At 61.7% G+C, this 23,002-nt stretch carries 17 protein-coding genes; 8 read left to right on the top strand and 9 right to left on the bottom strand.

Annotated features, from left to right (window positions below; all coding sequences use genetic code 11):
• Positions 1-97 precede the first annotated feature (97 nt).
• From ACW9UR_RS06840 to ACW9UR_RS06805, 8 genes are all read left to right on the top strand, one after another.
• Complete coding sequence (locus tag ACW9UR_RS06840) at positions 98-760, top strand: lysozyme (RefSeq protein WP_458916206.1); 663 nt, start codon at positions 98-100, stop codon at positions 758-760.
• A 5-nt stretch (positions 761-765) separates the two neighbouring features.
• The gene (locus tag ACW9UR_RS06835; RefSeq protein WP_458916205.1) at positions 766-996 is read left to right on the top strand and encodes a hypothetical protein; all 231 of its coding nucleotides are present in this window, start codon (positions 766-768) and stop codon (positions 994-996) included.
• Positions 989-1,090 carry a DUF3789 domain-containing protein gene (locus ACW9UR_RS06830; protein WP_458916204.1) on the top strand — a complete coding sequence of 34 codons (102 nt, stop codon included), beginning with the start codon at positions 989-991 and terminating at the stop codon, positions 1,088-1,090. The genes ACW9UR_RS06835 and ACW9UR_RS06830 overlap by 8 nt, the downstream gene beginning before the upstream one ends.
• Positions 1,083-1,313: a hypothetical protein gene (locus tag ACW9UR_RS06825; protein WP_458916203.1), complete on the top strand. Its 231-nt coding sequence runs from the start codon at positions 1,083-1,085 to the stop codon at positions 1,311-1,313. Before ACW9UR_RS06830 ends, ACW9UR_RS06825 begins: the two co-directional genes overlap by 8 nt.
• 126 nt (positions 1,314-1,439) lie before the next feature.
• The gene (locus tag ACW9UR_RS06820; protein ID WP_458916202.1) at positions 1,440-2,324 is read left to right on the top strand and encodes a DUF2163 domain-containing protein; all 885 of its coding nucleotides are present in this window, start codon (positions 1,440-1,442) and stop codon (positions 2,322-2,324) included.
• The gene (locus tag ACW9UR_RS06815; RefSeq protein WP_458916201.1) at positions 2,321-2,755 is read left to right on the top strand and encodes an NlpC/P60 family protein; all 435 of its coding nucleotides are present in this window, start codon (positions 2,321-2,323) and stop codon (positions 2,753-2,755) included. Before ACW9UR_RS06820 ends, ACW9UR_RS06815 begins: the two co-directional genes overlap by 4 nt.
• Positions 2,756-2,765: 10 nt before the next feature.
• Complete coding sequence (locus tag ACW9UR_RS06810; RefSeq protein WP_458916200.1) at positions 2,766-6,731, top strand: baseplate multidomain protein megatron; 3,966 nt, start codon at positions 2,766-2,768, stop codon at positions 6,729-6,731.
• A 10-nt stretch (positions 6,732-6,741) separates the two neighbouring features.
• Positions 6,742-7,818 (top strand): DUF2793 domain-containing protein, encoded by a 1,077-nt coding sequence (locus ACW9UR_RS06805; RefSeq protein WP_458916199.1) that lies wholly within the window; start codon positions 6,742-6,744, stop codon positions 7,816-7,818.
• 11 nt (positions 7,819-7,829) lie between these two features.
• Here the strand turns inward: ACW9UR_RS06805 and drmB are convergent, their stop codons facing one another.
• The 9 genes from drmB to ACW9UR_RS06760 all read right to left on the bottom strand — a co-directional run bounded on the left by drmB (position 7,830) and on the right by ACW9UR_RS06760 (position 22,920).
• Positions 7,830-9,692 carry a DrmB family protein gene (drmB, locus tag ACW9UR_RS06800; RefSeq protein WP_458916198.1) on the bottom strand — a complete coding sequence of 621 codons (1,863 nt, stop codon included), beginning with the start codon at positions 9,690-9,692 and terminating at the stop codon, positions 7,830-7,832.
• Positions 9,689-13,228, bottom strand: coding sequence for a DISARM system helicase DrmA (drmA, locus tag ACW9UR_RS06795; protein WP_458916197.1), 3,540 nt, complete (start codon positions 13,226-13,228; stop codon positions 9,689-9,691). The genes drmB and drmA overlap by 4 nt, the downstream gene beginning before the upstream one ends.
• A 5-nt stretch (positions 13,229-13,233) precedes the next feature.
• Entirely contained in the window at positions 13,234-13,740 is a 507-nt protein-coding gene (locus ACW9UR_RS06790; RefSeq protein ID WP_458916196.1) for a hypothetical protein, read from the bottom strand.
• Positions 13,741-13,747: 7 nt separating this feature from the next.
• A complete protein-coding gene (locus ACW9UR_RS06785; protein WP_458916195.1) occupies positions 13,748-14,854 on the bottom strand; it encodes an XRE family transcriptional regulator in 1,107 nt (368 codons plus the stop codon).
• A gap of 66 nt (positions 14,855-14,920) precedes the next feature.
• Complete coding sequence (locus tag ACW9UR_RS06780; RefSeq protein WP_458916194.1) at positions 14,921-15,211, bottom strand: hypothetical protein; 291 nt, start codon at positions 15,209-15,211, stop codon at positions 14,921-14,923.
• A complete protein-coding gene (locus ACW9UR_RS06775; RefSeq protein WP_458916193.1) occupies positions 15,208-19,101 on the bottom strand; it encodes an Eco57I restriction-modification methylase domain-containing protein in 3,894 nt (1,297 codons plus the stop codon). The genes ACW9UR_RS06780 and ACW9UR_RS06775 overlap by 4 nt, the downstream gene beginning before the upstream one ends.
• 5 nt (positions 19,102-19,106) lie before the next feature.
• A complete protein-coding gene (gene drmD / locus ACW9UR_RS06770) occupies positions 19,107-22,340 on the bottom strand; it encodes a DISARM system SNF2-like helicase DrmD (protein ID WP_458916192.1) in 3,234 nt (1,077 codons plus the stop codon).
• Positions 22,337-22,519 carry a type II toxin-antitoxin system Phd/YefM family antitoxin gene (locus ACW9UR_RS06765; protein WP_458916191.1) on the bottom strand — a complete coding sequence of 61 codons (183 nt, stop codon included), beginning with the start codon at positions 22,517-22,519 and terminating at the stop codon, positions 22,337-22,339. Before ACW9UR_RS06765 ends, drmD begins: the two co-directional genes overlap by 4 nt.
• A gap of 197 nt (positions 22,520-22,716) precedes the next feature.
• The gene (locus ACW9UR_RS06760) at positions 22,717-22,920 is read right to left on the bottom strand and encodes a helix-turn-helix transcriptional regulator (protein ID WP_458916190.1); all 204 of its coding nucleotides are present in this window, start codon (positions 22,918-22,920) and stop codon (positions 22,717-22,719) included.
• Positions 22,921-23,002: the final 82 nt, after the last annotated feature.

The raw sequence follows: 23,002 nt of genomic DNA, 5'->3' as shown, positions 1-23,002 counted from the left end.
GACCCCGCCGACCCCCGGCAGGCTTTCGCCCATCGCCTGCGTATCGGTCTCGCCGTCGCGGCTCTGATCCTGATCCTCTCGCTCCTCCGGTAATCCCATGCACATGACCGATCGGGGCCTGCTGGCCCTCGTCCGGCACGAAGGACTCGTGCCCGGACCCTATCTCGATGTGAAAAAGGTCTGGACCTTCGGCATCGGCCACACGGCCGCGGCCGGGCCGCCCAATCCGGCCACCATGTCGCGCGGCATGCCCCCTGATCTCGATGCCGGGATCCGAGAAGCTTTCCGGGTGTTCCGCGCCGATCTTGCGCGCTACGAGGCGGCCGTCCTGCGCGCAGTGAAGGTGCCATTGGCGCCTCACGAGTTCGATGCGCTGGTCAGCTTCCACTACAACACCGGCGGGATCGCCAAGGCCGCGCTGACCCGACACCTCAACGACGGCAATCGCGTTGCAGCCGCCGACGCGTTTCTGAACTGGCGGAGACCGGCCTCGATCATTCCCCGCCGGGAGGCCGAGCGCGACCTGTTCCGCCATGGCCGCTATCCCGGCGGCACGATCCCGGTCTGGTCCGTGGATCGCACGGGCCGCGTGGACTTCTCCCGGCCGATCCGCCGTCTGACCGAAGACGAGGCTCTGGCGTTGGTTCGCCGGCCGTCGCCGACACCGCGGCCTCCGGTTTTCGATCCTGCGCCCGACGCGCCGACCGGCTGGCTCACCCGGCTCGCCGCCTTCTTCTCCACCCTGATCCAGAGGACCTGAACCCCATGCGCTACGTTCGTCCCAACTCGCTCACCTGGTGGGCGGGACTGCTCGCCATGCTCACCGGCATCGCCTCCCTCGCGCTGCCCGCCACCGGGCCGCTCGGGGAACTGTCCCGGCTCGTCGCGCTGCTTGCCGGCTCTGGCGATGCCTCGCCCGCGGGGCTGATGTTCCTCGGGCTGGGACTGATCGGCCTGCGTGACCGGATCGAGCGCGGGTTCCGCGGCAATGCTTGAGTTCCTCGCAGGTCTGGTCGTGGGCGGGGGTCTCGGCGTTTTCGTCGTCGCCCTCTGCGTCGCCGCCGCGCGCGGGGAGCAGGACGATGGCTGATCTCCTGATCTGGCTGGTCGCGGCTCTGGGTGCGGTCGGGGGCGTCGTCCTTGGCCGGGTCTGGGGCCGCGTGGAAGGGAAGCGCACGGGCAAACGGGAGGCGGAACGCGATGCGATGGAAGACAAGAGCAAGCGCGTCGAGCGAGGGCACGAGGCGGTTCGCGACGGCCGCGGCTCTGGCGATCCTGCTGACCGGCTGCGCCGCAACGATGGGCGCTGGTGATGCCGGCTGCGCCTCCTATGTCGAGGCGCGGCTGGCCCGGCCGCCTGCCTCATCCGTAGCGGCCGTGCCCCCGGAGTGGGCGAACTGGATCGCCGATCTCGACGACCGCATGACAGGAACCTGCCGATGAAGACCCTCTCGCCTGCTCTGCAGGCCCATCTCGACGAGGGCACGACGACGCTCGCCTGGTGTTGGCGGATCAGTCGCGCCGATGGCGTCACCTTCGGCTTCACCGACCATGACCGCACGCTGAGCTTCGACGGCACCGACTTCGAGCTCGAGAGCGGGCTTACGGCCTCCGAGGTCCGCTCGGGCTCGGACCTGTCGGTCGACGCGCAGGACGCGGAAGGCGTGCTGACCTCGGACCGCATCACCGAGACCGACATCCTCGACGGCCGCTGGGACAATGCGGCGGTCGAGGTCTGGCGGGTGAACTGGGCCGACACCGCGCAGCGCGTGCTGATGCGGCGCGGAGCCATCGGCCAAATCCGGCGCGGGCGGTTGGCCTTCGTCGCGGAGGTGCGCTCACTCGCCCATGTGCTGGGCCAGACGGTCGGGCGGACCTTCCAGGCGACCTGCGATGCCGCGCTCGGCGATGCGCGCTGCGGCGTCGATCTGGAAGACCCGGCCTTCAAGGGCTCAGGCGTCGTCGTCGATCCGCTGCGCGACCGCGCGTTCACTGCCTCCGGTCTAAGCGGCTTCGACGCAGGCTGGTTCACCTTCGGCACGCTGGATTGGACATCCGGCGCGAACGCGGGGCGGCGCACCGAGGTTTTGGGCCATGACCTTACGGATGGCGTTGCCGTGCTGACGCTCCTTGAGGCCCCGGTGCGGGCCATCAGCGAGGGCGACGGTTTCACCATCCGCGCGGGCTGCGACAAGCGCATGGAGACCTGCGGGGCGAAGTTCGCGAACACCGCCAACTTCCGGGGCTTTCCGCATATCCCCGGCCAGGACGCCGTTCTGCGCTACGCCACCAAGGATGGCGGGCATGACGGGGGTGTGCTGTGAAGCACGCCGATCCGGATCGGGTTATCGCGGCGGCACGGTCCTGGCTCGGGACGCCGTACCATGACCAGGCAAGCCTCAAGGGCGTCGGCTGCGACTGCCTCGGGCTCGCCCGCGGCGTCTGGCGCGAAGTGGTGGGCCCCGAGCCGTTTCTGATGCCGCCCTACTGCCGCGACTGGGGCGAGACGGGCCCGAACGAAGTGTTGGCCGAGGGCGCGCGCCGCATGATGCCCGAGATCGCCCCGGCCGATGCCGGTCCCGGTGCGCTGGTGCTCTTTCGGATGATGCCGCGCGCCATCGCCAAGCATGTCGGTATCCTGACTGGCCCCGACACCTTCCTCCATGCCTACGAGCGGCTCGGCGTGATCGAGGAACCGCTCACGGCAGCATGGCGGCGGCGTATCGCCTTCGCCTTCCTGTTCCCGCACCGCTGAGATCCCCGACATGGCCACCCTCATTCTCGGCGCCGCCGGTGCCGCCATCGGCGGTTCGATCGGCGGCGCGATCCTTGGCGTCAGCGCGGCGACCATCGGCGGCTTCATCGGGTCCACCATCGGCTCTGTCGTCGACAGCTGGATCGTGTCCTCGCTCGCGCCGACACAGCGGATCGAAGGGGCGCGGCTCGACAGCTTGCGCATCACCTCCTCGACCGAGGGAGCCGTGATCCCGCGGCTCTATGGCCGGATGCGGATCGGCGGCAACATCATCTGGGCCACCGATTTCCGCGAGGAGACGAAGACCACGACGCAGGGCGGTGGCAAGGGCGGCGGGGGCGGCAAGGTCAAGACGACCGAGTATCTGTACTATGCTTCCTTCGCCGTCGCGCTCTGCGAGGGACCGATCACCGGCATCGGGCGCGTCTGGGCGGATGGCAAGCCGATGGACCTCTCCGGCGTCACCTGGCGTTGGTATCCAGGCGACGAGGCGCAGGCGGCCGATCCGTTCATTTCGGCCAAGATGGGCGCGGCGAACACGCCCGCTTATCGCGGGACTGCCTATGTCGTCTTCGAGGAATTGCCGCTGTCGAGCTACGGCAACCGCCTGCCGCAGCTCTCCTTCGAAGTGTTCCGGCCGCTCGCCGACCCTGACACCGCCGAGGGGCTGGTGCAGGCCGTCACCCTGATCCCGGCCTCGGGAGAGTTCACCTACGCGACGACCGGCATCCGCAAGGGCAGCGGCGGGGCGCAGACGCCTGAGAACCTGAACGCGCTCTCGGACACCGCCGACATGGTGGTGGCGCTGGACCGGCTGCAGGCGATGGCGCCCAACGTCGAGAGCGTGAGCCTCGTCGTCGCCTGGTTCGGGAACGATCTTCGCGTGGGCGACTGCAAGATCCGGCCGGGCGTCGAGGTATCGGCCAAGACGACGAGCCCGCAGACATGGTCCGTCAACGGCGTCTCGCGCGCCGCTGCGCATCTCGTCAGCCGTGATGACCAGGACCGACCCGTCTACGGCGGCACGCCGGCCGATTTCGCGGTGGTGCAGGCGATCAAGGAGATGAAGGCCCGCGGGCTGCGGGTCACGTTCTATCCCTTCATCCTGATGGACGTCCCGCCCGGCAACAGCCTGCCGAACCCGTATTCCGACAACGCCGCCGAGATCGGCCAGCCCGCGTTCCCCTGGCGCGGCCGGATCACGTGTTCGCCCGCGGCGGGCCATGGCGGGAGCGTGGACAAGACCAGTGCGACGGCGAGCCAAGTCTCGGCCTTCTTCGGCGCAGCGAGCCCGTCCGACTTCGCGGTCTCTGGCGAGACCGTCTCCTGGACCGGCCCGGCCGACGACTGGGGCTTGCGTCGCATGGTGCTGCACTACGCCCATCTCTGCGCGGCGGCCGGCGGGGTCGATGCCTTCCTGATCGGGACGGAGATGCGCGGACTGACCACGATCCGCTCGAGCGCGTCCAGCTATCCGGCGGTGCAGGCCTTTCGTGATCTCGCGGCCGACGTGCGCTCCATTCTCGGGGCGGGCACGGCGATCAGCTATGCAGCCGACTGGTCGGAGTATTTCGGTCACCAGCCGGGCGACGGCTCGGGCGATGTGTTCTTCCACCTCGACCCGCTCTGGGCCGATCCGGAGATCGATTTCATCGGCATCGACAACTACATGCCGCTCTCCGACTGGCGCGACGGGTTCGAGCATGCCGACGGGGCCGAGGGCTGGCCCGCGATCTACGACCGCGCCTACCTGCAGGGGAACATCGCGGGCGGCGAAGGCTTCGACTGGTTCTATGCCAGCGCGGCGGATCGAACTGCACAGGTCCGCACCGCGATCACCGATGGTGCCGCCGGCAAGCCGTGGGTCTTCCGCTACAAGGATCTGCGCGCCTGGTGGTCGAACGCGCACTACGACCGGCCGGACGGCGTGGAGGTCGGCACGCCGACGGCGTGGACGCCAGAGTCCAAGCCGATCTGGTTCACCGAGCTCGGCTGTCCGGCCATAGACCGGGGCACGAACCAGCCGAACGTCTTCTTCGACCCGAAATCCTCCGAAAGCTTCGTGCCATACTTCTCCCGCGGCTGGCGGGACGACGCGATCCAGCGCGCCTATCTCGAGGCGTCCTATCTCTGGTGGGGCGAGGCTGCGAACAACCCGATCTCCGCCGTCTACGGCGGCCGGATGGTGCATGTGCCCGAATGTGCCGCCTGGACCTGGGACGCGCGACCCTATCCGTTCTTCCCTGCGCTCACCGATGTCTGGACCGACGGCAGCAACTGGCGCCTAGGACACTGGCTGACCGGACGGCTCGGGGCAGTGTCTCTGGCCGCGCTCGTCCGACACCTCTGCCTGCGCGCCGGACTGGCCGAGGATCGCATCGATGTCACCGGCCTCTGGGGCGCGGTCGAGGGTTATGCGATCGGCGCGCTGGAAAGCCCGCGCGCCTCGATCACCACACTCGCGCGCCACTTCGGCTTCGACGCGGTCGAAACCGAAGGCATGATCCGCTTTGTCATGCGCGGCCGAGCGGCAGTGGCGAGCGTCAGCCCCGATGCTCTGGTCGCCGCACGCGAAGGCGACGTCCTCGAACTGACTCGCGGCCAGGAGACCGAACTGCCGCAGGCCCTGAAGTGGCAGGTTGCTCGCGCCGACGAGGACTACGAGGCCGCGCAGGTCGAGGCACGGCGCATCACCGTCGACACCACCCGGATCGCGTCCGAGTCCTTCCCGATGGCGGTGCCGCCCGAAGAGGCAGAACGCCGCTGCCGCCGCGCCCTCATGGAAGCCTGGACCGGGCGCGAGAGCGCAGTGTTTCGGCTGCCTCCTTCGCGACTGGCGCTCGACCCCGCCGATGTCGTGTCGTTCGCCCATGACGGCCAGGCAGTCCCGCTACGGCTCGTCTCTATCGCCGATGCGGACGCGCGTGGCATCGAGGCCGTCCGCCAGGACCGGGAGGCCTACGACCTGCCGCCGGGAGTCCCGCGGCCCTCGGCGCTCTCGCAAGCTGTCGTGTTCGGCGCGCCCGAGGCGGTGCTGCTCGACCTGCCGCAACTGACCGAGGACCAGCCCGCGCATCGCCCCTTTGCGGCGGCGCACGCCGTGCCTTGGCCCGGCGAGATCGCGGTGTTCCGGAGCCCGTCCAGCGACGGCTTCGAGCTGCTCACGAGCTTCGGGACGCGGGCCCGGATCGGCGCGCTGGTCTCGGACTTCTACTCGGGCCCGACCTGGCGCTTCGACCTCGGTAACGTCCTGGTGGTCGATCTGCTGACCGGCACGCTGGAAAGCGTCACGGACCTGTCCTTGTTCGGCGGAGCGAACGCGCTCGCCATCGAGAGCGCGCCCGGCGTCTGGGAGATCGTGCAGGCAGGCGCGGCCGAACTGATCGCCCCGGGACGCTATCGCCTGACCCGGCTTCTCCGCGGCCAGCGAGGGACTGAGGGTGCCATGGGCAATCCGGCGCCCGCCGGCGCGCGGGTGGTGGTGCTCGACGACAGCCTCGCCTCGCTGCCCATCGCCGAGGCCGATCTCGGCATCCCGTGGAACTGGCGCATCGGCCCTGCGAGCCGCCCCGTCAGCGACGAGACTTATGTTGCGCAGGCCTTCACATCCGAGGGGGTGGGGCTACGGCCGTTCTCCGTCGCCCATGTCGAGCAGCCGTGGCGCACGCCACGCCCGCCGGGCAATCTCACGATCCGCTGGACGCGCCGCTCCCGGGCACTCGCGGCCGACACCTGGGGCGGGCTCGAGGTGCCGCTGGCAGAGGAACTGGAAGCCTACGAGGTCGAGCTCCTCGACGGCGCTGCCGTGAAGCGGGTGCTGAGCACGACCACGACCAGCGCGATCTACACCACCGTCCAGCAGACCGCCGACTGGGGTGCGCCGCTCGGGCCCGGCGACACGCTCGACGTCCGCATCTACCAGCTCTCCGCCCTCGTCGGGCGGGGCGCGCCGAAAACTGTCACGCTCACGTTCTGAAGGCCCTCCCATGTCCGACGCCACGACCCATCTCCTGCTGCCCTACATCCTCGCGGCGCAGGCCCAGAAGCATGTCACCCACAACGAGGCGTTGCGGATCCTCGACGGGCTCGTCCAGCTCTCGGTCCTCGACCGCGATCTGGCAGTACCGCCAGCGAGCCCCGCCGACGGCGACCGATACATCGTCGGCTCGGGCGCGACGGGCGACTGGGCGGGCTGGGACTTGAATGTCGCGCTCTGGACCGATGGCGCCTGGCTGCGCCTTCCGCCGCGGTCGGGGTGGCGCGCATGGGTCGAGGACGAGGGCCTGCTGCTGGTCTTCAATGGCGCTGGCTGGGTCGGCACCACACCGGGCGCGCTGCAGAACCTCGCCCTGCTCGGGCTCGGCACGACGGCCGATGCGTCCAACCCGTTCTCGGCCAAGCTGAACGCCGCGCTCTGGGCCGCCAAGACAGTGGCAGAGGGCGGCACGGGCGATCTGTTCTACACCATGAACAAGGAGGCCGCGGGTGACGATCTCGGCCTGACGCTCCAGACTGGCTTCGTGACCAAGGCGCTAGTCGGGCTGTTCGGCTCGGACAGGTTCCGGCTCGCGGTCTCGGCCGATGGGAGCACCTTCTTCGACGGGCTCAGCGTCGACAACGCGAACGGCATCGTCGACCAGCCGCGGCTCCCACGCTTCAAGGCCTATACCAACTACGACAACTATGTCGGCGTCGGCGCCTGGACGAAGATCGCTATCAACAATACGGACTACAACGACCAGGGCGCTTTCGACGCCGCGAACAACCGCTTCGTGGCGCCGGTGGACGGCACCTACCTCTTCGGCGCTTCGCTCGTCTACAAGGTGAACGCCAGCACGTCGGCGCGGATGAGCGGCCGGCTCGTGCTGAACGGCACGACCGAGATCCGCGGATCGTTCGGCGAGATCAGCGGCGCTCATGTCTCGGAGGCGACCGCGCTCTGGCTGCAGACGATGGTCCCGCTTACCGCCGGTGACACCGTCGAGCTGCAGGGCAACTTCCGCGCGGCGGACGGCTACTTCGCGGCCGACCAGACGTCCTTCTGGGGCTCCAAATTGGGGTAATCCTCTGTGTATCAGTCGAAGAAATTCGATCCTTGCGCGCCCATGGTTGGAACCAGAAGACTTCGGTCGAGGAAGAGGTTTCTCATCTCGCAGCTGGTCTCCGAAATCAGAAGGCAGCCGTGGCATGCGGCGCCGTGTGTGGCGCGGTCGCCACTGCGGCCATCCGGTTCGTGATCTGCGCACACCGGATCGTTTGAACAAACTCTCAAACGCTCAAGCGCGCCTTTGAGAATCTTTGTGAACCTTGAGCTGGCGGCAACAAGCCCGCCTAACGTACCCTGCGCACCCGGCGTTGCCGTGTAAATTAGAATGCCGCACCTTTCTGGGATCTTTCCGGTGCGGGTGTCCGAAAGTGCATATATCCGCTCTTTCAACGAGCTCGCCGGGTATCCACAGTCCAGTGCAATCTCAGCCATGAGTGCGTGGGATAAGCTGTGCAAAAGGATGTACGAGGTTCCAGGATAGCTGGGTGCATTTCCAGTGAAGCGTCTCTGCCAAAGGTCGTAGCCGTGTAGAAGCTTCTCTTGGCGCTCTTTTACATCGTGCCGCTTCAACCAAGAGAGCACTGTCTTCTCGTCAAAGTGTATGAAGAGACCCTCGCCGAACTGCTCTATTGCAGGCAACCAATCGGCACCTCTAGAAAGTGGTGCGCCCCGGACAGCGAGCTGAATATCTTCAATATCTCCGTCGGCACTTGTTGGTGCCGCTTCGAAACGCGTGAACCCATATAGGCAAGAAACCTCACGGAGGCGGTGAACGGCAACCAGGTTCTTGATAGGGGCCATATCGACGTCAATGCTGGGATCTACCCAGGCCGAACGCGGAAGGGTTTGTGCATAGAGCTTCGCCGACGCGCTATTCGTACCTATTTCCGGCCTTCCGCATGCAAACACATCGAACTCTGAGAGTTTTGGAGACTTAGACGCATCTACGCTGGCACCTTGCCGCAGGCGTACCAATCGGTCGAAGATGTCCTGGTCGGAATACGTTCCAAGTGCAGCTGAAACGCGGGGGTTAAACTTCTTAGCTTGGGCCACGTCGGTCACTGATTGGACGCTTGCCAGATCACCGGAGAGCTCTTCTACCAAACGCGATAGCTCATCTTCCTCAGCTGGGAGAGAAATTACCGTGTAGACTTGCGGAAAGTAGGTGTTGGTAGCCGTTCGCGTAAGAAGCTTGAGGTTTTCGCCACAACCTTCTGGGTCTCGGTCCATCAGCCAAGGGCGTTCCCCGCGGCACTTGCCAAGCCGTCCGGGCTGAAAAGCATCCTGCAATGAAAGCCGTCGCTCGCATCCACAGACGACACTGGTATCTGCGGGGTCAGCGCTGGTGCCCTTCTCCTCAATCCACATTGGCTCGTGGCATTGCGTGCCACCATGCACGACCCACCTCCAGTCGATATCCTGCATGTGACCTTTCTCGCACGCTGAAACAAATCGAATAGGTGTCACGTCTGATTTTCGACCATCATCGAATACGAACTTACGCCTGCCCTTGGTGTCGAGATCTTGCCATCGAACAAGGCGTCGTCGCCGAACGCTTGAATTTGGTCCTCCCGTTTCAACCAGCTCGCAGACAAACCAGGTAGGAAACACTGGTGCAGCGACGCCGTGAGGCACACCTTGCCCAAGGTCATTCGATACAGGGGGAGTGCGAAGGGCTAGATGAACGTCCGGATCCAGACGTCCCTGATCTTTCAACAACTGCTCCAGCCTAAGCGTAAGTCTCGGCTCAGGAATAGTCGTGAACGAATTGCCCCGCATGTCCCACCACTCAAGCCCTGCGACGACAACAGAACGTGTCGGAAGATCGATCATCGATCCAGGACCGAAAGTGGAGATTATCTGGCTAAGCCTTTGTGAATTCTTTGTCATTTTAGATCGTCCGCATTGGCAATGGTGTTTCCATACGGATCTCTGACCTTTAGGGCTACGCTTGCCTCGACATCTCTCATTGACCTTCCGGCGACGAAGCGACGATGTGCTTCATCTAGGTTTGCCCAATCCGGTTCGAGCGGCATATGCAATAGACGATGCGGGCTCTTTTTCCTCGCGTAGGCAAACTGACTTCCTCCTGCGGCTTGTTCCTCAGCAGTAGCTATCCAAGCGTCCAATAGCTCATCAACCGCAGCCCTCAGTGCCGAATGCCCGCCTGCAATCATATGAGATGGCGCTCGACTGACGATGGCCTCGCGAACATCGTCACGAACCTGAGGGCAGTTCTTCAATTCTGTCACGGCGGTTTCTGGCGTAAGCAAAGGATCAACGTGACGAGCCGCAGCCACGACAACTGCAGCCAAGGCGCGATCCAATGCGCGCGCGGCCCAAGGGGTCACGCTAGTGGCTTCAACGGCTCGATAGAATGTTCGGTGATAGTGGCCGAACTGCTCAAAGTGCATTCGGTCCCTAGGCTTGTGAAGGTTCAAAACAGCAACAACTAGGCCAGGGCGCGTTGGATCTCGACCAACGCGGCTTGTTGCTTGAATGTATTCAGCAGCTGTCTTCGGCTGCCCCTGGACCATCATCAAACCGAGGCGCGTGATATCCAGGCCAACCGAGATCATGTTGGTAGCTAGCGCGACGTCAACGCTCTCTGCTCCTGTTCCGAAGGCCGCCTCTAGCCTTTGCTTCGCCAGCGCGACTTTGTCGGTCGACTCGCGAGACGTCAGTTCCATCGGCTCCTTTATCTGGCGATCAGAGAATGGCTTATCATTAGGTTCGACCCGGTGCCGTTGAGTGCCATAACGAGCGGCGCGGTCTCTTACTTCGTCTTCAACAATTCGACGCGCACCTCCCAACTCCCGAAGTGCATTGAAATAGCAAAGCGCAGTCATGTAGGGATCTGCTGGGTTCAACTTGTCTCCAGCAGGAGGGTGCGCGTCGAATGCCGCCTGAGCCGCCGCAAGAAGTGTCGTCAACGATCTGAGAAAGACGAGCTTCGGGCCTCGACCTTGAGCTGCAATTCCCATGTATAGTCGGGCTGGGTCTTTCTTTGCTGGCACAGTCTTCGCAAAGAAACTGTCGGTACGGTCTAGGCCGGGCGGGGGGAAGATACTGGTGTTGCCTCTATCAAATAGAGCCTCAATTTGCTCTGAGGCGCGTCTGACCGTAGCCGTTGACGCCACGATCTTAGGCCGCACGATGCTATCGCCGATCTTGCGACTGGCGAGTTGATCGATAGCAGCTTCATACAACCCAGCCACGGTACCAAGTGGACCAGAGATCAGGTGAAGTTCGTCCTGAATGATAAGGTCGGGTGGTGCGAGCGACCATCCGTTCGCCAGCGGGCTACCCTCTCCAGTTTCGGCTGCGCCGAAGAACCCTAATCCATCTCTGAAACGGTCCACGTGACCGAAGAACGCGCCTGTCTCGCCGACCCATGGGAGTGAGGCGAACTTGTCAACAGTTGCAATCAGGAATGCAGGTAGGCGCCGATAGATCGGCTCGTCGACGGTGAGGACCGGCAGAGGTCGCTCACGACTGAATTCGCAGGTCGTGTTGGCACATCGAATTTCCAGATTTGTCGGGGCATGTTCATTCGGAATGCAAGCAAAGGATGACGGCGAGAACGCTGTACCGCACCAGGGACATGCCTTTAACGGTGCCGGAGCTCTTTTGTCGCGCCCGTTCCGATATCGTCTAACTCTTCCGACAGCAGTCTTTTCGCTGGATTTTCCTTTGCCACCCAACTGATTTGGTGAGGCATCTGAACCTACCCAGAGGCCAATCTCGATCGGCCATTCCCCAAGGAGCTTTCTTCCATTTCCATCGACACTCTTGGGATCCGTGCGCATCAACTCAAGGGCGCATACAACTCCCGCCGCGCGAGCCAGCTGATCTAGTGTGAGCAGGCGGAGGGTGTATCTCATGATGACCGAGACACCCGCACCCAAAACCCCGGAACCCGCAAGGCGCCTATGGGAAATGATCAGAGCAGCTAGGCCGAGATATGCCTCGGTCTTGCCGCCGCCGGTCGGGAAGAAGAGGAGGTCGGCGATTTCTCGATCCGGGTGTGTCTTCTTCAAGAGACCAGGAAGATTCAGAAGGATAAACGCTAGCTGAAAAGGCCTCCAAGTGGGGGGCGGAACCTGTTGGGGATCGCCCGCAGGCCCTGCATTTCTGCGACGCGCTGCCGCCGAAACCGCCAGATTCATGAACTTGAAAGCGCAACGCGCGGCGTCATCAGCAACGAGCATGTCGATGCCGGATGAAATCCGGTCGCGCGCACGCTCCATTTCCGTCAGCAATCTTTCTGCGGTTTGTCTTCTGGGTGTGGAGAGCGCGGCTAGCTTGCTTCGCTCCGATGTGATCCAAACGTCATACAGTTCGGGAAGTTTGCAGATTGCATCATTTAACGGACCGGGTCCGTTGTCCGCCGCTTCGGCGAGAGCTTCCATGCCGAAAGACACCAAAGACTTGATCTCGTCGCTTTCGTTCGGCGCCACTCGCTCGACTTCGGCAGTCGGTAGCGGATTGGTCCAAACATGCGTAACTTTCTGGCGAAGTTCTTCTTCAGCGCTCCAGCTCGCAGCTGCATTCCGGCCCACCGCCCATTCGCAGACATCACGATAGTGCAGGTCCGCAACCCTGAGGTCCCAGTCCTCAACATGCGTACCAGATAGGTCGCGTCGAGGATGGAAGCCTTGCGCGAATACAAGGTCTAAACGTGCTTGAAAAATGAAGCTCACATCGGAATAGAAGCGGTGTACGATCGCCCGCCGATTGACAAGGAATACCGTAAGCGCGCGCACGCGTTCCTTCCGCCCGTCCGGGGTGCGGTACTCGAATAGCCTCGAATGCGTCTCAAGCGTCAGGCCACCGCCTCTACGTTGCTCGGCCGCACTGTCTGGTACGAGGATGGGTCGTGACCTGCCGTCGCGCACAGGAAGCCTGACCGTCCTTTCTTTCGGAGTCCTCACCCAATCCACCATTGGTCTGGGGACACGTTGGGGCTTGCCGTTTTCACCTGGTTCCTCGGTCAGGGACTCCGGTAGAAGAGCGTTTTCCTCCAAGGCAGGTTCAGTTCTGTAATCCCCCCAAGAAACGCGCGCCTCGAGCTCGGTAGCATCGGGTGGCAGAAGAACGGTCAGGCCAATAGAAGAGGGCAGAAAGCGCCTTTTCGTGTTTGGTGCCTCTGGCTCGTCGTCGTCTCCAACTGCACCGCCGGCACCCTCCGCATCAGTCTCGTCGATGCCGATTTCCATCTCTTCTTGCGCAGACGGATCGTCATCGTCGTCGCTGTCCATGCCGCCCGGGCCCTCTGCGGGAGCCAAGAACCCAGTCAAATACCAACGAGAGGGGTTCTCGTTCAGCCGCTCCAAGGCAAGATCGGCGTCTTGGTCCCCGGGACCGATCAAGTCACGACGAAACATGTCGATGATCTGAGCACGGATGTCGTCTGAGGCGGTCATGGCTCTCAAATCCCTTCAGAAATAACGAGTTCGCTAAGGGTCTTAGCCAACCACTTACTTGTATACGCAGTCTTCAACGGCTGCTTTGGCCGGTGTCCTACGGCTTCTAGTAGATGCTCCAGAGCAAACAGGCGGTCCCGAAAGCCGGAACGGACACCAAACCGAAGACTAGCTTTGTCTGGCCCGCAAAGGATCCAGCCGTCTGATCTCCCAAGAGCGTGCGCCCAAAGCGACTGCTCACCTGTATCCAAAGCGATGTCTGCCGCCTGCAAGAGCAGTGCAGCGAGCTCGCGATCATCGACACCATGGACAGTCGCCATAGAGGCGCGCAGTTCGCCGGGGTCTATCAGCTGTTCGGGGCGCCGACGCTGAAATCCAGTTTGCGTTTCCGTAATGCAGTCTTCCACGGTCTCTATCGGGTAGCCTCCGGCCAGCGCCCTCCAAGCACCAACCCGGTATGACTCCAGGATGACGTTCGTATCGACGAGAACTGGGCCGGGGTGCTTTGCCATGGAAACCTCACAGCTCGGCGGGGGCTTCCACCCCATGCGTTTCGAACAAGTCGCTCAGGTCTTCGACGGTTTGATCGAGCAGACCCGCGGCACGGCGCATCGAAACGCGACCTTCATCCACGGCAAGGCCGATGACCTCCATGAACGGCTTGGAGAAAAGCGCTGGCACGTTGTCTTCTCGAGCATCACGGCCATTGTTCCGAAGTGCCCCGTCATCGAGGGCTCGTGCTCGGCCCGGCTTCAACTCTCCAAGTGCCACCAGGCGCCATTTCAATGCCGATGCGGTCACCTGCAGCTCATCTGCGGCAGTATTCAATTGCGCAATCAACTCCGGGTCGTCGAGCCTCGACCAATCCGCGAACTGCCCAAGAACGTCGCGCGGCATCAGCACCGCCGACGCAAAGTTGTTCGCAAGTTGCTCAACACGGTTTCCGCCGGTTTCTCTGGCTTCTTCCGAATGTTCGGGCGGCATCGCGTCCCACGTGAGGATGTGGAACAGCTCATGGGCGAGGTCAAAGTGCCGACGTCCGATGACCTCTTGGCGATTGATCAGGACAACGTCGAGCTCTGGCAGACGGCATGCCGCACCGGAGATCCCCTCGAACGCATCGACCATGAGCACAAGAATGCCCAGTTCACGCTCCATAACCTCTGCGAGCCGGGCAGCAGGAACGTCGCCAAGCTCGAACTCCGCCACGAAACGTTCTCCAGCTTCCATCGCCTCTTCGAAGCTCGAGCGCTTCGTCAAACCGAGCGATCTGCGCAGGAGCGGGGCAGCGCGGCCGACTTGTGGTGCGATGGCGCGGAAGGCAGCGATCCACCGGCCGGCATTCCGTTCATAGCCGTTCAATACGCCTGCGCTGACATTCGTTTGCCGCCATGAGAAACGACCCTCACCGACCAGCATGAAGGGATCGGTGAAGTACTCGAGCGTCGCCCCAAGTTTCTCGACAGCCAGCATCAGTTCGTCCGCCGTGACGCGGCGCTCGCCGTTCTCGATGGCAGACACGGTCTGCCGATCCTTGAAGCCGAATATCCGCGCCAGATCGTCCTGCGAGAGCTTCCGCTCCTCGCGCAGGGCCTTGATCCGCGCGCCAATGAGTTGAGTCGCCATGGTGTGCCTCCGCGGCGCTACATAGTCTTGCGAATTGCCATTTGCAAGAATTTCTTGCGAAGCCTTCTATGCGTCTTCGTCTGGCCACGGCTCCTGCTCGACCGCGTGAACACGCATCGGAAGCTGTCCGTTCAGCAAGCGAACGATCTGCAACGCGGTCTCAAGCTCGGTCCGCATGAAAACGTCGGAGGAGAAGTAGTCGCGCCCATCGGACATCTCGTACCAGTCGAGCGCGATGGTACCGGTGCCGTCCTGGTGGTTGCGCACGATGTAGCAGCAGCGGTTGAAGCCGGGGCCGGAGCGCATGCCCGTGATCTTGGCAGCAGCCTCCGGTGAAAGCTCGAGCGTTTTCGTCACGCGGCCTCTCCCTCGTCTTCGTCGTCCTCGTCCGAGGCGGTCAGACCTGCAGCGCGTTCGGCCTCGGCGCGTTCGGCGTTGAGAGCGAGGAGGCGGGCGAGGACCTCGTCCTTGAACTCGGAGGGCCAGTCCAAGCGGGTCTTGGCCTGTTTGCCCTCATCGGCATCCTGTTCGATGAACTCGGGATGTGCGCGATCCGCGAGGTCGTCCCAGCCGTAGGCGCGCAGGACGGCGGCATCCATCTCGGCATGTAGTTCTCGTAGACGGGCAATATCAGAAGCGTTCTGTCCGCGGTCGTGGAAGCGGTTGTAGGTCTTGGTGAGGCCTTCATCTCGAGCGATCATCATCTCGGCACGGTAGTCATGATACGCTTGCCCGGCCTCTTCGAGCATCGGATTGTCCTCAAATCCGTCGGGGAAAGGAAAGTTACGAAAGCAATCAGAAGGTGCGTAAGCCAGCCCTTCGCCCATGGTTGACGAAAAATCACGAGCCCAGTTTTCATGAACTCTTGATTGCATCGCGCCAAATGCAGCCAAGCTTGAGAAAGCAAAAATATTGAGATTCGAGGTGTAGACATAACGGTTCTCGATTCTGCCGATTGAGAACTGACTGGCTGCTTGGCTGGCTGTAGCCAAAACAAAAGGCAATCCATCTACGGCATGGTATAGGCCTGGCTGCCGATCCCCGAAACGCCACCATCTCTCGCGACGCGCGGCTCGTTTGTCTTTATCTCTCTTCGGCTTCACGAGCCGCTCAACAATCTCAAGTAGTTCTGGGTGTTTTGAGCGCGCCTCTTGTTCGCTCATGTCTCCGAAATTGATTACATAGCGGAAGTGGCTGTGTCGTGGATCATTGCTCACTTCGTGGTAGCCGATCATGGGATAGATGACTTCAGCGGCGCTTGGCCGAGCCGCGACTATCTCATTCATACGCTCTAGGCTTGTTGCCTCGCCCTTTGCTGCGGCCACATCATCGAATGTAAAGCCCATTCCGAGAATTACGGATCCTTGGAATGCGATCTTGGAGTTTTCAGCCAATGATAAGGGTGAGGAATCAAGATCCCCTTCCGCTAGGTACGCGGAAATTCGGGTTACGGGGGCTTGGTCAAGGATCGCCTGTCCAGCAGGGCCCTTTACAAAGTGCACGACCGACACGACCACCGCGGCCTCGCCCGGCCATTTTAGACGGCGGGTTGCGCGAATGATGGTTGCACCGTCAGAGAGCATGGGTTCAAGCCCTGATGCCCGTGTGTCACCTTGGCCGATCGTCTTCGTGGCAATGAGGCCTGCCACTCCGCCTTGACGTAGCATCGAAAAGGACCGCCTGAAGAAGTGCGCAACCAGATCGGCATTGCCATGCGCGCCTTCGTGGAGTTCTTGGAGCCAAAGAAGATAGTTCGCCTTGTTGCCGTTGATGATTGTGTTCTTGCCGGCGAAGGGCGGGTTGCCCACGATGGCGTCAAAACCGCCATTCTCACGCTTAAACACCTCGGGAAATTCCACGGCCCAGTGAAAGGGGGGGATGCCGTACTCTCCCTCGCGCAGTTCGTTCGCAGACGCCTCGAGCAGATCCCAGCGCGCCGGCCGGCCAGAGAACCAGCTTTCCGCGTCTGCGCGGGCCTTCTCGCGCGCCTTAGCCTTGTTGGCCGAGAAGAACGCCGCAATGACGGCATCCCCAAGTAGCCGGACAGGGGAGAGGCGCGTCTCCACATGCTTGTGCCGCTGTTCCTGGATCGCGCGCATTGTGTCATCCGGCGCCGACCGGATTTCAGCACGGGCCCGGTCCGCCTCAGCAACACGCTCGGCCACAAGCGGGCGCAACAATGGAAGTCCAGGCTTTGAGGCATCCCAGTTCGCTGCCGCGATCTGCTCCGGGGTCAGCCCGACAAGACTGTCACCGCACTTGAGCGCGTGGTCGAGGAAGGTGAACTCGTGGTCCTTCGCCAGCGTGGCCAACCAGAGCGAGAGCCGCGCCAGATCGACCGCTCGAGCATTGCGGTCCACCCCGTAGAGACACCGCTGTGCGACGAGGCGGCGCGCATGCAGTTCCTCATCCTCGTCAGCAGGGATTGTCGGCCGCGTTTCGGGCCATCGCGCCCAGGCCTCGACCAACCGGGCCGCGATGGCGCGGCAGGCTTCGACGAGGAAGGCACCTGACCCCATCGCCGGATCGCAGACCTTGAGATCGAGCACCTGCTCGGGCGTGGCGTCCGGCCCAAGCCTCCCGAATGCCGGTTCCAGCGCATGGGCTACGATCGGCCCGGTGAGGCTGCGCGGTGTATAGTGACTGCCGGTACGGCGCCGTTCGTTCGTTGGCTGGAGTATGGGTGTCCCGGTTGGCGCCACGATGTGACGGGGCGAACCGCGTTCATCGACGATGCTGTCGAGCGCCGCCGCCAGATCCTCAACTGTGGTCGCGGCCTCGACCGGTCTCGCCTGCGCGGTCGTGAGAGAGCGCCCGACGTTTTCCTTCAGATCCTTGATCCGGTCCTTGCCTGTCTTGCTCAGAAGATCGTCGAGCCCGACGAAAACCGGCGTCTTGTTGTTCTTGCCGGCCTTGATCGCCAGTACGCGACAGGGCGCTTCCTCGACAGTGAAGCCCATGACGGTTTCGTACACCGAGCCGATCTGTTCGACGTCGAGGGTTCGGTAGGAGAGGCGTTCACGCTCCTGGCCGCGCAGCTTGAGGGTCATCAATCCCTCGAGGATGCGCAGGATGCAGCCATCGGAAACCGGCAGGACGCGAGGATCGTCTTCTTTGGTCGCCCGGCCCTCGAGGAACGGGAATTCATGAGGATCGAAAAGCTTGCCACCGCGCGCCTGAACGAAGTGAGTTGGGTGCCCCCCGTGGATCAGACGGAACAACGCCAGAAGTTGCCCCCAGCCCCCACGCCTCTCGTCCATCGTGTCAGGGTTCAGAGCGGCGTCCTCGACCAACCGCGCGTAGAGCCCTCTGACAGAATAGCTGGTTTCGTAGATCGATCTTGCGCGTCCGTCTGAACGGGAGGGGAGAAGATCTCGATCCTCCGCATAGAGTATGAAGACCAGCCGCATGAGGACGGTCAGCAGGCCCTCATAGAGATGGTCGGGACGGGAACGCGCGAGTTCCCTTGCGAAATCAGGATCTGCGGCATGCAGCCCACGCAAGAGTTCGTGCAGAGCGCCGAGCACCTGGCCGGCAAGTTCGGTCGAGACAGATGCTTGTGCCTCTCGGCTCTTTCTCAACAGGGCGGGTAGGCGGCGGTCATCTGCGTCCGAGAACAGCCGGAAGCCGTCCAACACGAGCTTTAGGCCGCCGAGCATCGGGCGCCCGGCCACGGTCGCGAGAGGGCGAATTGGAAATGACAGATGTCCGGAGGTTTCGCCGCGAGGCGCATAGACGAGACGGATCACGCGGTCCGTGACCATCAGGCCCGCATGGACGCCCGTATCTCTCAGAAGTCGCTCAAAGCGTTGGTGCGGAGTCGCTTCCCAACCATCAAGCGTCGCCCTTTTGTCGGGATCGATGCCGGGGTCTTCTATGCGAACGAGGAGCTGCCAAGGCTGGTCAGAAGAACCGAGTTCCGCGACAGCCCAATGCGGCTGCAACGTGGTGGAGTGCTCTGGCAGCCGCACAACAAGCTCGTCCGGAATATCGGGGCCGCCGGAGACACCGGCGGTATATTGGGCCTCCCATCCCAGGACTTGCTCCACAAACGTCCAAGGGTCGGTAATCGCTGGACCATCGAGGTCAGCATTCAGGAGTTCCGCCACAGCGCCAGAGTCGACAGGGCTTTGGTGCAGGGGACTTAGGCCAAGCTCCTTCAATACACTGGGCGCTACGACCAGACCGACCGGCTGGACATGATCAAGCCACTCAAGATCGGGGTCCCGATTGATTTCAGAAACCATCTACTTCACCCTGATGCCGGCCACAGGTAGACGAGCCCGACGGGCTCAAGACGATGTGCACGCACCTCGTAGGAGTCGCGCAAACGCTTAGGCTCTTCAACGAGTTCGGTCTCAAGGCGCGCCAGCCGACCTTGCCAATGCCTTCGATCAGCTTCCCGCTCTCTTCGCTCCTCTGGAACCAGATCCAGCGTCAACTGGTTTGGATCAAAGTCGCTGGCAGCTCGGGAGATCCTTGTCTTCTGCTGAGCGAGCAGTGCTTCAAGCGATTTCGCTTCCTCCTCGCCCCGCTTCGCTAGCTGTTCCCTGACTTTCGACAATCGCTCAGCTGCAAGCTCCTCAAAAGCCGGAGTCAAGTCAGCGATATCCTGCGAGATAAGCGTCCTAATTTTCGAGAGGGCTGCTTCCGTCGCTGGGCGTGCTTCACGCAGCGCATCCTCAAGTTGATTTAGCGTATTTTCCTCGCCGCTTTCTCCCAGTGGTTTCAACTTCTGTGTAACCCGATCTGACTCACGCCAGATTGCCGTAATGGGGATTATTTCCTCGTGAAGTCTTGCTGCTGCCGCGCCGTAGACTGCCAAGCGTCCAAGGAGAACGACTCTTGGCTGGGCGCCTGGCCCTTCGATGACGGATAGCCTCGAAAGGTTCGATTGAAACCCTTGGCTAAGGAACCTCGATAGCAGACGCCGGACAAGACGATGTTCGAGATGCACCTGAACCACGTTGTCTGCATCCCGCCCGTCAGCCAAGATTGGTGGTTCGAACGCAATCGATCGGATTGGCGCGCTCCTCCGCCAATCTGCCATTCTCTCTCCCCGTTTGCGGGGCCTGACACGCAAATCGTCGAAGGCATCGTCCCACCCTGCATCTTTGGCAAATGCAGGATCGCTCGGGTCAAGATCGTATGTTACGACTTCACCTACGGTGGGTCCACGCGCTCTGTCGAGGGATAGCCCAACTCTCGAAAACGCTGCCGATGCAACTCGCTTCAGGTCGTCTGGGTCGACACCAACTCTCTTGCGCGAGCGCTCCAGAACGCCTCGAAGGTCGTCTTGCTCTTTCAGAAGGCGGCTGTGTCGCTCGAGTTCATCGTCGTCCATCTCCGACCGCGCTCTATTGACCCTCTCCGCATCGCTTTCCTCAACGATTGCGCGTGCTAGCTCTGAACCTTTTCCTTTCTCGATACCAACTTCGCTTAGTTTCTTTGCGATGCGTTCTTCAATTACCTTTCCTGCCGATCCCAACTCATCTCGAATAGTCTCAGTCTTCCAAACCAGCGCATCCAAAACGATATCAGTCTCGCGTTGTGCATACTTGAAATAGCGACAAAAGACCTTCTTTGCGGGCTGTAGCTTCCGGTCTATCCGGCCATTCCGTTGCTCAAGCCGGGACGGGTTCCATGGTAGGTCGAAGTGAAGCAGGTCGGAGCAATACGTCTGTAGGTTGATGCCTTCCCTTGCAGCATCAGTGCAGATAAGAATTCGAAGTGGTTCGGCGCCTGGATCCGAGTTGAACGCGCGCTTCACGTACTCGCGACGTTCGGAGTTCGTGGCACCAGTAAAGACCCCAATCCGTTCATCAGCGTGATCCGTGTCGGCAAAGTTTTCGCGCAGGCGTCTTTCGAGCCATCGTCTCGTATCTTCCCATTCTGTGAAAATAATCAAACGCCGATTATTCCAGATCTCGCCGTCCAGCATGTTCGCCTTGATCCAGCCGACCAACCATTCAATGCGAGCATCAGGTCGAGCGGCGTGCTTTTCTGCCAACTCCAGCATTTCATCGACGGCGAGAAGCTCAGCCGAGAGCTCCTCTCGTGTTGCTTCAATGCTGCCGGCTGCAGAGGCGGCTGCCGTGCTTGCCAATTCGTCGGCATCCAAAAAGTCCTCTGCTGAACCCTCACCAAGGCTCAGTTCAGCACTCTCTTCCGCTGAAAGTGGCGCAACGAAGCTGCTCGCTGCATTTTCGACGTTAGGGCTCACCGAGCCATCCAAAACTTTCTGAAGAGTGGACCTGTGGGTTTTAAGGGTGCGGTGGAAGGCCGCAATCGAAGACAGGAGCCGCTGTTGGAGGCCGACGAATGCAAGCTTCGCAATGGCTGACTTGCCTCTTGGCAGCTTCTCGATCCGAGCTTGTCTGAGCTCGCCATAGGCCGCGAGCTGGTTGGCCAGCATGAGTTCGGGCGACTCCTCTGCCAGGCCGTCAATGATGATTGGTTCAACGATCCTCTCAGGGAATGCCTCACCGAGGCGTCTAAGATCTGACTTCAGGCGGCGCACCATGACCGGTTCAAGATCCTTTGGACGAACCTCGACACCTCTGGTGAAGCGTTGAGGGTCAAGCATCTCAAGCAAGGCCGAGAAACTGTTGGAATGCCCATTGTGTGGGGTAGCAGTAAGGAACAGCCTGTGTTCAAAGCGCTCTCCGAGATCCCGCACAGCCTTGGTAAGCTGGCTCGAAACGGCGTATCGCGTTCCTGCTGAAGGTGCGGCGTGATGGGCCTCATCAAGTACAAGAAGTGCGCGCGCACGAAATTCGCCAAGGATGTCACGCAACCCGGCGGCATAGGTTTCGTCCGTCAGAAGCCTATGCGAAATGATGAACCTCGACCCGGTTGCCCATGGGTTCACCGAAAACCCTCTTGTTCTTCTTAGGTCGGCAACCCTGTCTCGATCGACAACGTCAAAGGATAGACCGAACTTCGCCTCGAGCTCATCCTTCCACTGAACGGTCATGGAAGGCGGCGCCGCAATGACAATGAAGTCTATCCGGCGGCGCAAGAGCAGCTCTCTAGCGATGAGGCCAGCTTCGATAGTCTTCCCCAAGCCAACATCATCGGCAATCAGAAGATTTACTCTAGGAAGGCGAAGTGCCTTCCTAAGAGGCAACAACTGATACGCGTCGAGCCTAATTCCGGCTCGAAACGGTGCCTGCAAGAGGTTCCGGTCTGCAGCAGTAGCTGATTTCCAACGAATTGCGCGGATGTGCGCAGATAGGACTTCGGGGCTATCCGGTTGTCCTTGGCCGACACTACTCCATCGATCCTCATCCAGCAGCCTACCGTCAATTTCGGCATCCCAGATAACTTCAAGCTGTTCGCCTTGTGCATCGTCGGCAATACACGACAGACCCAATGTGGCGAGATCGCCAGACTCCTCTGAGAGGGTCTCGACAAGCCACTGCCTGCCTCGAACCTCGACGAAGTCTCCCTGCTTGATCTCGTTGTTCTGAACGAAGACAGTCATTGAGGAGCCCCACGGCCTTCATCAATTGTCTTGGGGGAAGTGAGGCGATTGTATTCCTCAATCGAAATTACAACGACGACCGGGCGACCGTACTTCTCGATGGCCACCGGTTCAGCTCGAGCAGTGTCGATAAGCCTGCCGAAGCTGTTTTTTGCATCCCGTGCCGCCATGTGCCGCATAGCCCACCTCCTAGAGAGTTGGAGCTATTGTAGCCACCACTGGAAGACGTTGATAGACCGAAACCGGCCTTATGCCCCAGGGACAGGCCGGTTTCGACGCAAGCATCGTGTGCAACGCTTGCCGCACACCGTTCGGTGGACATCCTCCAAGTGATCGTCGCTCTGGCCTTGTCGGCCGCTCGAACCGTGTTGAAGCTTTAGTCGATCGCTTGCCAGTCATCTGTTCCGACAGAGACCTGGCGCTCAAAGTCCTCGATATCGGCGATGCGGTACACGACGCGCCCACCGATCTTCATGTACACAGGTCCTTCGCCGGCCCACCGCCACCGCTCCAGGGTGCGGTGCGAAATGGTCCAGCGTTCCGCCAGTTCCTTTTGGTTCAAGCAGGTTGGTTTCATCATCGTCTCCTTCTTCGCAACTCACAGCGGTTGCAGAAGGACGAAGGCGTGAAAGAAAAAGAGAGGCAAGTCAGTGTCTTGAGGC

The organism is Halovulum sp. GXIMD14794, from assembly GCF_054457455.1.
This window is presented reverse-complemented; position numbering and strand designations above follow the sequence as displayed.